We start from the raw sequence: 12,322 nt of genomic DNA on the forward strand, positions 1-12,322 counted from the left end.
ATCGGTTGGATCAGCCGCAACCGCCGCCTCGCCCGCGACTTCGAGCGACACTGCCGCATCGCCGCCGCCTTCGTCCGCATGGCAATGATCCGCATCATGCTCCGCCGGCTGGCCAGAAAGCCCTCAGCGTGAATCGAAACATCCCGGATGGGCTTTAAGGCTGGTGCCAAGCTGCATTTCGCAAAGTGGCCCTTCCCGGTGTAGGAAAGAACGGCCTTCTCCGGGTCGTCGGGCGGCGGTAGGGTTCGGAGCGCCATTGAGGGCATTTGCCTTTTGTGCCCGCGGGCATGAAGTGTAGTTCGGGGCGACCGAAACGTATCAGGGAAGATGGCCCTTGTGCTGGGCAGCGACCCGTCCCGGTTGCCGGTCTACCATCACGTCTCGCTCGCTCTGCGACGACGAGGGCAGCGACCCACTCTCCCGAGACCGAGTACCCTTGAACGCATCGTTGGCTGCAGCGAGAGTGTCCCTAACCTCCTCCTCAGAGACTTCGACGTAGTGTTCCATGGTGGTCTTTGCGCGCAGATGGCCGACCACTGGTGCGATTTGCTCCGCCGTTCTTCCCACTCTGCGCAGTGCATTAATGTGGATCGACCGCATCGAGTGCGCGGTCAAGTGGATGCCAGTGCGCTTGGCGAGCGTAGCCGCATAGGCCCAGGCATGACGGATGTATCCCTGCTTGTCCCGCTGGCGGCCGGGACCAGCGAACACGTAAGGTGATGTGTTAAGCCCTTCGCGCCGACGCCATGCATCAGCCTCCGAGACAACGGTCTTCGCTTCCGCACTGATGTAGAGAATGCGGTCAATTTGCCGCCGCGAGTTCTTGTGCTTTCCCACCCTCGCCTGATCACCATCGATCGCATCGCACCGCAGCTTTGCAGCCTCGCCGGGCCTGCAACCGACCAGCAAGCAGAACTCAATTAGAAGGAAGCCAAGCGGGTGTCGGATTTCGACTTCGACCTCACGCCGGCCCTGAATGATGTGCGCCCGACGCGCATTCACCCGGTACTCCGCGATTGCATCTCTGACGGCTTGGCGAAGTGCGACGATCTGCTCAGGGGACAGCGCACGCTTGTAGCCTTTCCGAGTACCGATTCTCAGGCGCTCGTCACACTTCGTCAGAAGTTCGGCAACGTTGGGGAATGCCTCGGGTAGAATGCCTGTAGACGGCAATCGACAGTGGTCGATCGCCGTGGCTACATTACGCACGAGCCGATTTGCGGCGGCGCGCCGCCACACCTCCGGCTGGTCCCGTGGAGTCAAATGCAATGCCTCTGTCACATCGAACAACATCTTTGCTGTGACTTCCTGGATCGGCAGACCTCCATACGCACGATATACAACCTCAACAATGCGGTCACCCTTCGTGACCAAGTCCGTCCATCCGTCAAGCAGCGGCCTAACCGAACTGCGGACTCGGCGCGCAGTATCATCGTTGACTCGGCCGGATTCGACGTAGGTTTCGATGACCTTGCGTAGCGTTGTCGGAGTGCCCCTCGGCATGATCACTGCTGCCGCGTCACCGCCCTTTTGCTTCGTGACTCGCGCCTGCATCACCTTGGATGCAGCCTCCTCATAGTCGAGGCCATCGGGAGTCTTAGGCGTCTGTAAAGAACCGATTTGGTGCCGCTTGCCACTGCTCTCGCGCCACATCCACATTCTTCGCCCCGTGGCGGTCACGCGCAACTGCAATCCCGCACACGACGTGTCCGTGTAGTCGCGGAAGGGCTTCCCTGGCGCGGGTCCTGCGAGCTTGGCGGCACTGTGCTTGAGCGGCTGGGCCATCATTTCTGTGCACGTTGGGCGGCCGTCAGGTTACCACGCGGCCAGTGGCTAGCGTATGTAGAATTCGATAGCCATTTAGCCAGTTTTCACGGGAAGTGGCGGGAATTGACGGGAATACACAGAGAACGGGCAGCCATTTCGCATGCCTTGAGCTTCCTCGAAGCCATTGATTTCACGGAAGATATCGCAGGCCGGCCCGGTGTCAGCCGGGTACATTTGACATCTGGCCCAGCAGACCAATGTCGAGGTCATCTCGAACAACATCGCCAACATGAACACCACCGGCTATAAGCGGAGACGCGCCGAATTCCAGGACCTGCTGTACCAGAACCAGCGCCGCGTCGGTTCGCAGTCCTCGGAGACCGGCAGCATCCTGCCTTCGGGCGCGCAGGTCGGCCTCGGGGTGAAGACCGCCGCGATCTACCGCATCGGCGAGCAGGGTAGCCTGAGCCAGACCGAGAACCGCTTTGATCTCGCCATCCGCGGCAACGGCTTCTTCCAGGTCCAGCTTCCCTCCGGCGAGACCGCCTATACCCGCGACGGCACCTTCGGCCTGTCGGCGGAAGGCCAGCTGGTGACCGCGGAGGGGTTCCTGGTGCTGCCGGGCATCACCATCCCGGCGGCGGCGCGCGACGTCACCATCAACGTCGCCGGCGAGGTGCTGGCCAAGCTCGACGGCCAGGTCGCGCCGCAGAATGTCGGGCAGATCCAGACCGCCATCTTCGCCAATGAGGGCGGGCTGGAGGCGATCGGCGACAATATGCTGCTGGCGACCCCGGCCTCCGGCCAGGCGCAGCTCGACGCCCCCGGGCAGCCAGGCCATGGCCAGGTGCTGCAGGGCTTCATCGAGACCAGCAACGTCAATGTGGTGCAGGAGATCACCAATCTGATTACCGCCCAGCGGGCCTATGAGATGAACAGCAAGGTCATCACCGCAAGCGACGAGATGCTCTCGACGCTGTCGCGGATGCGCTGAGGAGGCGGGCAATGCGCAGTGTCCCGGTGCTGCTCGGCCTGCTCCTCGCCCTGCCGGCGGCGGCGCAGGAGATGCCGGCGGCACGGCCGCTGGCGGTGGTGGAAGCGGCGACGCTCCGCCTCGGCGACATCTTCGAGAATGCCGGCCCGCGCGCTGGCCAAGCGATCGGCGCAGCGCCGGCGCCCGGGCGGCGCTTCGTGCTGGAGGTGGCGCAGCTTGCCGCCATCGCCCGCGCCCATGGCGTCGCCTGGCGGCCGCTCTCGGCCAATGAACGGGTGGTGGTGGAACGCCCCGGCCGCGCCGTGCCGCGCGACGAGATCACCGCCGCGCTGCGCGAGGCGCTGCTGCAGCTTGGCATGGACGCCGAAGCCGAGCTCGACCTCGGGCCACTGCTGCCGCCGATGGTGCCGCCGGCGGCGCTGGTGCAGCTCGCCGTCGAGTCGCCCGGCTTCGACGCCGGCACCGGCCGCTTCGCCGCGACGCTGGTGCTGCTGGCTGAGGGCATGCCAACCCTGCGCCAGCGGGTGACCGGCCGCGCCGTGGCGACCCTGCCGGTGGTGGTGGCGACCCGCCGCATGGCGGTCGGCGAGGTGGTGCGGCCGGGCGATCTCCGCGCGGCCCGGCTGCGGGCCGAACGGGTTCGCGCCGGCGCGGCGCAGCAGGCGGAGGAGGTGGTGGGGCAGCAGCTTCGCCGGCCGATGGCGGCAGGCATGGCCTTCCTCGGGGCCGACCTGGCGCCGCCTTCTCTGGTGGAGCGGAATGCGCTGGTGGTGCTGGTGCTGGAAGCGCCAGGGCTCTCGCTCACCGCCCAGGGGCGGGCGCTGGAGGCGGCGCCACGCGGCGGGCTGGTGCCGGTGATGAACCTCGGCAGTCGCGCCGTGGTGGAAGGCCAGGTGATCGGCCCCGGAAGGGTCCGCGTCGCCATGGGTGCCACCCCGGTCAGCCGCTGAGGAGGCCGATGATGCGCAATCTCTCCCTGCTGCTGGCGGCGGCGCTGCTCACCGGCTGCGGCACGCTGGAGCGGCTGTCGCGGGTCGGCCGCCCGCCCGAGATGAGCCAGGTGAGCGATCCCACCGCCGACCCCGCCTGGCGCCCGGTCTCCATGCCGATGCCGGCGGCGCAGGACCCGCCCACCGCGGCCAACAGCCTGTGGCGACCGGGCAGCCGCACCTTCCTGCGCGACCAGCGGGCCGCCCAGGTCGGCGACCTCATCACCATCCTGGTCACCATCGACGACAGCGCCCAATTGCAGAACCGCACCCAGCGGACCCGCACCGGCGCCGACAGCATGGGGATGCCACAGTTCTTCGGCATGCAGAGCCGCTGGTTGCCGCGCGCCGCCAGCCCGGATACGCTGGTCAGCGCCTCCGGCGAACAGGCCACGGACGGCAACGGCACGGTCCGCCGCAACGAGACGGTGCAGCTGCGGCTGGCGGCGACGGTCACCCAGGTGCTGGGCAACGGCAATCTTGTGGTGGCCGGCAAGCAGGAGGTGCGGGTCAGCGCTGAGCTGCGCGAGCTGGCGGTGCAGGGGGTGATCCGGCCGCAGGATATCGCCAGCGACAACACGATTCGTCACGACCGGCTGGCCGAGGCGCGCATCGCCTATGGCGGACGCGGCACGCTCTCCGACCTGCAGCAGCCGCGGCTCGGCTCGCAGATCCTCGATGCGTTGCTGCCGTTCTGAGCCGGGCGGATCGACAGTCGCCGCCGGCGGGTCCATCTTCCCGGCATGTGCGGACGCTATTTTCAGCAGCGCGGCCCGGCCTCGATCGCCCGCTACTTCGAGACGGTGAACCCGCTGCCGAACATCCCGGCCAGCTGGAACCGCGCCCCGACGCAGGACGCGCTGGTGGTGCGCCGGCATCCGGAGACTGGCGCCCGCCACCTGGACGCGCTGCGCTGGGGGCTGGTGCCGCGCTGGGCGAAGGATGCCTCCGGCGCGGCGAAGATGATCAACGCGCGCTCCGAGAGCATCGCCGAGAAGCCGGCCTTCCGCGAAGCCTTCGCCCGCCGCCGTTGCCTGGTCACCGCCGATGGCTTCTATGAATGGCGCAGCGAGGGCAAGGCCAAGCAGCCCTTTGCCATCGCGCTGGCGGATGGTGAGCCGATGGCGCTGGCCGGGCTGTGGGAAGGCTGGCGGGCGCCGGACGGCAGCATCCTGCGCAGCTGCACCATCGTCACCGGCGAAGCCAACGCCAAGCTGGCGCCGCTGCACCACCGCATGCCGATGATCCTGCCGCGTGCGCATTGGCCGCTCTGGCTCGGCGAGGAACCGGCCGGGCCGGATGAGCTGCTGGCCCTGCTGCGGCCCTGTCCGGAGGATCGCGTGCTGGTTTGGCCGGTGAGCCCGCGGGTCAACAAGGTGGCCGAGAATGACGCCGGGCTGCTGGCTCGCGACCCGCAGGCGATACCGCCGCCGGGGCTGGACGACTCGCCACCTGATTTCACCGGCTAGCCCGCCTTGTGGTTGATAAGGGCGGGAGTCCATGGAGAATTACTAGGTGGATACTCCACCATTAGGCGATCAACATGATCGCGCATAGTTTTGTTTGATTTTCTGGGCAATTTATACAAACTTCTGCCTAATCTTTCCGTCACTTCATGCAAGTCTACTAATTAGAACACATTTCAAAATGCGCATGGCCACGGCCATGCATGGTGTCATCTGGCCGCGATCTATTTCGTTCAAGTATTTATTAGCACAGAGGAATTGACCGGACATGCAGACCGTCCTCGTGACTGGTGGTGGTGGCTATCTTGGCTCGGTGCTCGCGCATCGCCTTCTGGGGGCCGGCTATCGGGTCGCCGTGCTGGACAGCTTGGTCTTCGGCGGCCAGGCCCTGCTGCCGCTGCTGGCACAGGCGAATTTCCGCTTCATCCCAGGCGACGTGCGCGACCGGGCCTGCCTGGCCGGGGCCCTTGATGGCGCCACGGCAGTGGTCCATCTCGCCGCCATCGTCGGTGACCCGGCCTGCGCCGCGGCACCGGAGACCGCCATCGCGGTTAACCGCGACGCCTCGCTCGGGCTGCTGGAGTCCGCCGCCAAGGCCGGCATCGGCCGTCTGATCTTCGCCTCCACCTGCAGCAACTACGGCAAGATGGCCGATACCTCGGTGCTCGCCACCGAGGAGCATGAGCTACGGCCGGTCTCGCTCTACGCCGAGACCAAGGTTGCGGTGGAGCGGGAGCTGCTGTCCGGCCGCTTCGCCGCGCTCTGCCCTACCGTGCTTCGCTTCGCCACCCTCTACGGCTTGTCGCCGCGCATGCGCTTTGACCTGACGGTGAACCAATTCGCCGCGGAGATGCAGACCGGCGGCAAGCTCACCGTCTTCGGCGAGCAATTCTGGCGGCCCTATGTCCATGTGCGCGATGCCGCTGAGGCGATCCAGCGCTGCCTGGAAGCACCGGGCGGGACGGTGGGCGGCCAGGTGTTCAACGTCGGCGCCACCTCGCAGAATTTACGCAAATCCGACATCGTCGCGCTGGTCCAGCAGCGGCTGCGCACGCCAGCCGAGATCACTCGCGTCGCCAAGGCCGAGGATCCACGCGACTACCGTGTCGCTTTCGACAAGATCGCCGGAACCCTCGGCTTCGCCCCGCGCAACACGGTGGCATCCGGTATCGATGAGGTGGTGTCGGCCTTCGAGACCGGCATCTTCCCAGCGAGCATCCTGCAAGCCCAGGGCACGGCGCGATGATCTCCCCTGCCCCCGCCGCTGGCGCCCTCGCCGGGGTAAAGGCGGTGATCCTGGCCGGTGGCCGCGGGACCCGGCTGCACCCCTTCACCGTGACCTTCCCCAAGCCGCTGATGCCGCTCGGCGACACTCCGGTGATCGAGACCCTGCTGCAGCGGCTGATCCGCTTCGGCTGCCGCGACGTCACCCTGACGCTCGGTCATCTGGCGGAGCTGACCAAGGCCTATTTCGCACAGCGCAACGGCGCCTATCCGGGCCTCAACCTGCGCTTCGTGCAGGAGATGGAGCCGACCGGCACTGCCGGGTCGCTCTCCCTGGTGCCCGACCTCTCCTCCACCTTCGTCACCATGAATGGCGATGTGCTGACCGATCTCGACTTCGCGGACCTGCTGCGCGCCCACCGCGAGCAGGGCGCCATCCTGAGCATCGCCACCCACCAGAAGCAGGTGAAGATCGATCTCGGCGTGTTGAAGCTGGCCGCCGACGGCAACGTCACCGACTATCTGGAGAAGCCCGAGCACAACTATCCCGTCAGCATGGGCATCTATGTCTACGAGGCCCGCGTGCTGCGCTACATCGAGCCGGGCCGCTACCTCGACTTCCCCGACCTCGTCCTGAAGCTGATCCGCGCCGGGGAGCGCGTGTACGCCCACCGGACCAATTGCCTCTGGCTCGATATTGGCCGGCCCGACGACTACGCGCGGGCGCAGGCGCTGCACGCCGAGGAAAGGAGCAGGTTCGACCGTGTCTGACCCCAGCGCCGTGCCCGGCGTTCCGCTGAGCGACCTCGACTACGACGCCGCGGAGGAGACGGCGGTGCTGCGCGTCCTGCGCAGCAAATGGCTCTCCACCGGCCCCGAGGTGAAGCAATTCGAGGCCGAGGTGGCGGCGCTGCTCGGCGTGCAGCACGCCGTCGCCGTTGCCAACGGCACCGCCGCGCTGCACCTGGCCCTGCTCGCACTCGGCATCGGCCCGGGCGATGAGGTGATCCAGCCGGCGATCAACTTCGTCGCCGCGGCGAATGTCACCCGCGCCACCGGGGCGACGCCAGTGCTGGCCGATATCGTCGGCCTGGCCGAGCCGGTGCTCGACCCTGCCGAGGTCGAGCGGCGGATCACCCCACGCACCCGCGCCGTGGTGGTGATGCATTACGGTGGCTACGCCACGCGGCTGGTCGAGATTGCTCGCCTCTGCCGCGCCCGCGGCCTGGCGCTGGTCGAGGATGCCTGCCATGCGATCGGCGGCCGCGCCGGCGGTGGCGCCGATGCGCCGATGGCCGGCAGCCTTGGCCATCTTTCCTGCTTCTCCTTCTTCAGCAACAAGAATCTGGCGATCGGCGAAGGCGGGATGGTGACGACCGACCGCGACGATCTGCTGGCGGCGGTCACTCGGCTGCGCTCGCACGGCATGACCAGCCTGAGCTGGGAGCGGCATCGCGGCCACGCCAGCAGCTACGACGTCGTGGTCAATGGCTACAACTACCGCATGGATGATCTGCGCGCAGCGCTCGGCCGGGCGCAGCTGGCCAAGCTGGCGCGCAACAACGACCGGCGCCGGGCGCTGGTCGCCGCCTACCGGGCCCGGCTGCGGGAGGTGCCGGGGGTGATCCTGCCCTTCGCCGAAGCCGATATCGCCGCCAGCGCCTGCCATCTGATGACCCTGGTGGCGCCCGGCGCCGCGGCGCGCGAGGCGATCGCCGAGGCGCTGCGGGCACACGGCATCCAGAGCAGCCGGCACTACCCCTGCATCACCGGCTTTAGCGCCTTCGCCGAGATGGCCGAGAACAGCCTGCCGCACAGCCTGGAGTTCGCGGCGCGAACCCTGACGCTGCCACTGTTCCCGACCATGACCATGGACCAGCTCGACCGGGTCTGCGATGCGGTGGCCGCGGCCCTGCGCCAGACGCTGGCGGCCTGACGGGGGCGCAGCCATGGCGGCCCCCAGCGACGGGCGGCACGACGAGGCGCCGGTCGTCACCCTCCTCGCCTTCCCCCTGCAGGAAAGCGGCGGCATCGCCGCCTTCGTGCGCAGCCTGCTGGCGGCGCTGGAAGCGGCGCATGGCAAGCGCTTCCCGCTGCTGGCGCCGACCCCTGAAGAGGCCGGGACCAGCAGCCGGCTCGGCCAGTTGCGGATCGCCGCCCGGCTGTTCCGGGCGCTGCTCAAGGCCAGGCCGCGCGCCATCCAGAATCACGAGAACCTGCCGCTGCTCGCCGTCGCGTTGCTCGGCAAGCTGCTCTCGCCCGGCCGGGTGCGGGTGGTGCACACCGTGCATGTCGATCCCGCCGAACGGAAGCCCTGGCTCAAGCGGGCGCTGATCGCCGCGATGTTCGCACTGTGCGACCGGGTCGTCGTGGTTTCCAGGGACACCAGCCGTCGGCTCGACAACATGGCGCTGCCGCTGCCGCGCAACGTGGAGGTCATCTACGGCGCGCCGCCACCCGCGCCCGCACCTGCGGCCGAGGCGCTGGCGGGCTACGCCGCAGCGCATCGCCTGGGTCCGGGGCCGGTGATCTGCCAGATCACCCGCTTCTACTATCCGCTGAAGGTGCAGGGCGCGGAGCGGTTGCTGGCGGCGTTTCGCATGGTGCGCCGGACGGTGCCCGAGGCGCAGCTGCTGCTGGTCGGATCCGGCCCGCTATGGGCGGAGTTCCGCGACCGGCACGGGCTGGCGACGCCTGTCGATGGCGTCACCCTTACCGGCTTCGTCGTGGATCCGCAGCTGCCGATGGGGCTGGCCGACGTCTACTGCCACCTCAGCTTCCAGGATGCGCTGCCGATCGTGGTGCTGGAGGCGATGGCGCTCGGCAAGCCGGTGGTGGCCTCGCCGGTCGGCGGGATTCCGGAACTGATCGAGGATGGCGTCAGTGGCGTGCTGGCCGGCCCGACCGTGGCGGCGCTGGCCGAGGACCTCATCCGCCTGCTGCAGGCGCCGATGGAACGCCAGGCGTTGGGCCGCCAGGCAGCGGCCCGGATCGCCCGCGAGTTCAGCTGGCCGCGCTGCGCCGCGCAGTATGCCGCGCTTTACGGCATGTCGCCCGCGTGCGCGGCCACGCCTCCGGGAACCGAATGGGCGCCCCAGCCGGCACCGGCCGGCCCGACCCGACGGGCGCTGCGCTGAGGCCGGGCCGGAGGAATGCAGGGATTGCGTCCGGGCATAATTCGAGAGGGAGAGCATTCCTGCCCAGCCGATCACGGAATTATGTTATTCTGGTGAATACTTTATCGTATACCAATTATGCATGTATTTTCTCTGAGCCCTGACCGCACGAACTGGCGGCCCGACTTCCGGCCTCTGTGGCCAGTTAGAGCGACACCAATATTAGCGACACCAATATTCAGGAGCCGCATTTGCCCTTCGCCCTCCATTGCAAGCTTGGCCCATCCGGTTGTTCCCCTTCTCGCCCAAGCCAACGCCATCGGGTGAGGGTGTGAGCACCTGCCCGCCAGCCGGGCGGCGCCGGGTGCTGATGGTCAATCGCGTCGCCCATCTGGGCGGCGTCGAACGGGTCATCCTCACCCTGATCGGCGGCCTCCGGGCGCATGGCTACGAGGTGCTGCTCGCCTGCCCAGGCGAGGGCGAGTTGCCGGAGGCGGCGCGCGCCGCCGGTGGCACAGTCCTTCCCGTCGCCTTCGATCGCATGCGCATCACCGCCGACCCGCGCAGCCTGCTCCGCTACCCCGCCGCCTGGCGGGACGGCGCCGCGGCGGTGGAGCGGCATTGCCGCGACCGGGGCATCGCCCTGCTCCATACTCACCACCCGGTCGGCACGCTCTATGCGATGCGCGCGGCGCGACGGCTGCGCCTGCCGCTGGTGCAACACATGCACGAGGTGCTGCCGGCGCGAATGGCCTATGCCGCGGCACAACGCCTCGGTGCCCGCGCCTGCACGCGTTTCCTCTGCGTCTCCGGCGCCGGACGGGCGCTGCTGGAAAGCCTCGGCATCGACCGGGTGCGGACCGACATCATCCACAATGGCGTCGATCCCGGCTTCCTCGCCGCCGGGCCGGCGGCGCCGGCTGCCGACATCGCCGGGGCCGGACCCGGGCCGCACCTTGGCGTCTTCGGCGTGATCGAGCCGCGCAAGGGCCAGCACCTGTTCCTCGAAGCCGCCGCGGCACTGGCGGCGCGTTGGCCGCAGGCACGCTTCTGGGTCGTCGGCAAGCTCGCCCTCGCCGACCATGCAGACTACCTGCACCGGCTGCAGACGATGGCCGAGGCGCCGGCGCTGCGCGGCCGTGTCACCTTCACCGGCTACCGCGCCGATGTCGCGGGCTGCCTGCGCGCCATGGATGTGGTGGTGCAGGCCTCGACCCGGCACGAATCGCTGAGCATGGCGCTGATCGAGGCGCTGAGCCTCGGCTGCCGGATCGTCGCCACCGATGTCGGCGGCACCGCCGAGATCGTGACCCATGGCCGCACCGGCCTGATCGTGCCGCCCGGCGATGCCGCGGCGCTCGCCGCTGCGATGGAGCGGATGCTGGGGCTGAACGCCGCCGGCTTCGGTGGCCGCGCCGCCGCCGATGCCACTCGCTTCCGGCCGGAGATCTTCTGCGCTGCCGTCGCCGGCCGGTTCGATGCCGTGCTCGGTGCCTGGCGGCGCACCTCCGGCCAGTGCGTTCAGCGCCACCAGCCGCTGCTTGGCGCCCGGGTCGGCGCCCAAGTCGGCAAGGACATGCCGCTATGAAGTTGGCCATCGTCCATGACAGCATCAGCCAGTACGGCGGCGCCGAGAAAGTGCTGGAGGAGATGCACGAGGCCTTCCCCGAGGCGCCGATCTTCCTCGGCCTGTGGGCACCGGATTGCCTGCCGCAGCGGTTCCGCGACTGGGACATCCGCACCAGCTGGCTGGACCGCCTGCCGGGCGCGCGGCGCTACCACCGGGCGATGTTCCCGCTCTACCCCTGCGCCATGCACAGCCTCGACCTACGCGAGTTCGACGTGGTGCTGAGCAGTTCCTTCAACTTCGCCCACAACGTGGTCACCGGGCCGGATGCGGTGCATGTCTGCTACTGCCATTCGCCGGGCCGCTTCCTGTGGGATTTCCCCGCCTATGCGGAGCGCGAGCGGCTCGGCCCGGTCACCCGCGGCGTGGTCACCGCGATGCTGCCTCGGCTGCGCGCGCTGGACACCGCCGCGGCGCATCGGGTGGATCATTGGATCAGCACCAGCCGGCTGGTGCAGAAGCGGATCAGCAAATACTACCGCCGCGACAGCATCATCCTGCCACCGCCGATCCGCGTCGCCGATTTCCACGCCGGCCCCGCCCAGGGCGAGCATTTCCTGCTGCTGATGCGGCTGGTCGGCTGGAAGCGCCCCGACATCATCATCGAGGCCTGCAACCGCCTCGGCCTGCCACTGGTCGTCGCCGGCGACGGCCGCGATGAGGCCCGGTTGCGCTCCATGGCCGGCCCGACCGTGCGCTTCGCCGGCCGCGTCGATGGCGCCGAGAAGGCAGAGATCTACGCCCGCAGCATCGCCCTCATCCTGCCCTCGGCGGAGGATTTCGGCATCACCGCGCTGGAGGCAATGGCCTCCGGCCGCCCGGTCATCGCGCTGGGCGAGGGCGGTGCGCTCGACACCGTGCGCCCCGGCGTCACCGGCGAGTTCTTCGCCCACCAGACCGTCGACAGCGTGGCCGAGGCGCTGCGCAACTTCCGGCCCGAACGCTACGACTCGGAAGTGATCCGGGCGCATGCAGAGACCTACGACGCCGTCGCCTTCCGCGCCCAGCTCATCGGCATCGTGCAGGGCGCCCTGGCCCGGCAGCGCGGCGGCCAGGCGCCGCTCCGCGTGATCGGCCGTCGGCTGGCCGACTGGCCCGTCGAGGCACCGCCCGGCCATGCCGCCAGCCAGACCGGCTGA

Annotated in this window: 11 protein-coding genes and 1 pseudogene; 11 read left to right on the forward strand and 1 reads right to left on the reverse strand. The window is 68.6% G+C overall.

Translation table 11 applies throughout. The annotated features are described in order from the left end of the window. Positions 1–132, forward strand: a pseudogene (locus tag H7965_RS32270) (IS5 family transposase); the annotation flags it as partial. Between the two features lie 186 nt (positions 133–318). Here H7965_RS32270 and H7965_RS13190 read toward each other — a convergent pair. After that, a complete protein-coding gene (locus tag H7965_RS13190) occupies positions 319–1,785 on the reverse strand; it encodes a site-specific integrase (RefSeq protein ID WP_186771047.1) in 1,467 nt (488 codons plus the stop codon). Positions 1,786–2,008: 223 nt separating this feature from the next. On the opposite strand from H7965_RS13190, the gene flgG reads away from it, so the two are divergent. From flgG to H7965_RS13240, 10 genes are all read left to right on the forward strand, one after another. Then, positions 2,009–2,761: a flagellar basal-body rod protein FlgG gene (gene flgG / locus H7965_RS13195; RefSeq protein WP_229682603.1), complete on the forward strand. Its 753-nt coding sequence runs from the start codon at positions 2,009–2,011 to the stop codon at positions 2,759–2,761. An 11-nt stretch (positions 2,762–2,772) separates the two neighbouring features. Beyond that, complete coding sequence (gene flgA / locus H7965_RS13200) at positions 2,773–3,711, forward strand: flagellar basal body P-ring formation chaperone FlgA (RefSeq protein ID WP_186771049.1); 939 nt, start codon at positions 2,773–2,775, stop codon at positions 3,709–3,711. An 11-nt stretch (positions 3,712–3,722) separates the two neighbouring features. Continuing rightward, entirely contained in the window at positions 3,723–4,448 is a 726-nt protein-coding gene (gene flgH, locus H7965_RS13205; protein WP_186771050.1) for a flagellar basal body L-ring protein FlgH, read from the forward strand. Between the two features lie 45 nt (positions 4,449–4,493). Beyond that, positions 4,494–5,219 (forward strand): SOS response-associated peptidase, encoded by a 726-nt coding sequence (locus tag H7965_RS13210; protein ID WP_186771051.1) that lies wholly within the window; start codon positions 4,494–4,496, stop codon positions 5,217–5,219. Between the two features lie 265 nt (positions 5,220–5,484). Continuing rightward, positions 5,485–6,462, forward strand: a complete 978-nt coding sequence (locus H7965_RS13215; RefSeq protein ID WP_186771052.1) for an NAD-dependent epimerase/dehydratase family protein — start codon at positions 5,485–5,487, stop codon at positions 6,460–6,462. Continuing rightward, on the forward strand, positions 6,459–7,211 hold the full coding sequence (locus H7965_RS13220; protein ID WP_186771053.1) for a nucleotidyltransferase family protein: 753 nt from the start codon (positions 6,459–6,461) through the stop codon (positions 7,209–7,211). The genes H7965_RS13215 and H7965_RS13220 overlap by 4 nt, the downstream gene beginning before the upstream one ends. After that, positions 7,204–8,376 carry a DegT/DnrJ/EryC1/StrS family aminotransferase gene (locus tag H7965_RS13225; protein WP_186771054.1) on the forward strand — a complete coding sequence of 391 codons (1,173 nt, stop codon included), beginning with the start codon at positions 7,204–7,206 and terminating at the stop codon, positions 8,374–8,376. Before H7965_RS13220 ends, H7965_RS13225 begins: the two co-directional genes overlap by 8 nt. A gap of 13 nt (positions 8,377–8,389) precedes the next feature. Continuing rightward, positions 8,390–9,577, forward strand: a complete 1,188-nt coding sequence (locus tag H7965_RS13230; RefSeq protein WP_186771055.1) for a glycosyltransferase family 4 protein — start codon at positions 8,390–8,392, stop codon at positions 9,575–9,577. Between the two features lie 310 nt (positions 9,578–9,887). After that, a complete protein-coding gene (locus H7965_RS13235) occupies positions 9,888–11,144 on the forward strand; it encodes a glycosyltransferase (protein ID WP_186771056.1) in 1,257 nt (418 codons plus the stop codon). Next, positions 11,141–12,322, forward strand: a complete 1,182-nt coding sequence (locus H7965_RS13240; RefSeq protein WP_186771057.1) for a glycosyltransferase — start codon at positions 11,141–11,143, stop codon at positions 12,320–12,322. The genes H7965_RS13235 and H7965_RS13240 overlap by 4 nt, the downstream gene beginning before the upstream one ends.

Source organism: Siccirubricoccus deserti, from assembly GCF_014283215.1.
Taxonomy (GTDB): domain Bacteria; phylum Pseudomonadota; class Alphaproteobacteria; order Acetobacterales; family Acetobacteraceae; genus Siccirubricoccus; species Siccirubricoccus deserti.

Coding starts and splice junctions, on each gene's coding strand:
- H7965_RS13190 (WP_186771047.1), bottom strand. CDS start 1,785: ATGGCCCAGCCGCTCAAGCACAGTGCCGCCAAGCTCGCAGGACCCGCG.
- flgA (WP_186771049.1), top strand. CDS start 2,773: ATGCGCAGTGTCCCGGTGCTGCTCGGCCTGCTCCTCGCCCTGCCGGCG.
- flgH (WP_186771050.1), top strand. CDS start 3,723: ATGCGCAATCTCTCCCTGCTGCTGGCGGCGGCGCTGCTCACCGGCTGC.
- H7965_RS13210 (WP_186771051.1), top strand. CDS start 4,494: ATGTGCGGACGCTATTTTCAGCAGCGCGGCCCGGCCTCGATCGCCCGC.
- H7965_RS13215 (WP_186771052.1), top strand. CDS start 5,485: ATGCAGACCGTCCTCGTGACTGGTGGTGGTGGCTATCTTGGCTCGGTG.
- H7965_RS13220 (WP_186771053.1), top strand. CDS start 6,459: ATGATCTCCCCTGCCCCCGCCGCTGGCGCCCTCGCCGGGGTAAAGGCG.
- H7965_RS13230 (WP_186771055.1), top strand. CDS start 8,390: ATGGCGGCCCCCAGCGACGGGCGGCACGACGAGGCGCCGGTCGTCACC.
- H7965_RS13240 (WP_186771057.1), top strand. CDS start 11,141: ATGAAGTTGGCCATCGTCCATGACAGCATCAGCCAGTACGGCGGCGCC.